Here is a 301-nt window from a genome sequence, read left to right on the forward strand (position 1 = left end):
AGGCTTTGACCAGGCAGGCGAGGACACGGAGGGCGGCGCGGCGGCGAGCGTCGCAGGCGGCGGCCAGGCGGGGATTGGCGTGGCGGGGGTGGGCGTCGTACACAACGAGGCGGACGGCGTCGTCGCGGTGACGGAGGGAGAGGTAGATCTCGGCGTCCGGCGGGCTGAACTTGGCGGCGCAGGCGATGAGTTCGCTGGCAGCCAGAACCGCGGAGTCGGTGAGCGGCGTGAGGTTGTGGGCGCGGAGGGCGGAGGCGGTGGCGATGCGGGCGATGGCCGCGCTGCGGGGTGCGGCGGGGAG

1 pseudogene is annotated in these 301 nt (G+C 74.8%); it reads right to left on the reverse strand.

The window, feature by feature from the left end:
* A pseudogene (locus J0695_RS41860) lies at positions 1-301 on the reverse strand (ATP-binding protein); the annotation flags it as partial.

It is taken from the genome of Streptomyces beijiangensis (assembly GCF_017315755.1).
Lineage (GTDB): Bacteria > Actinomycetota > Actinomycetes > Streptomycetales > Streptomycetaceae > Streptomyces > Streptomyces beijiangensis.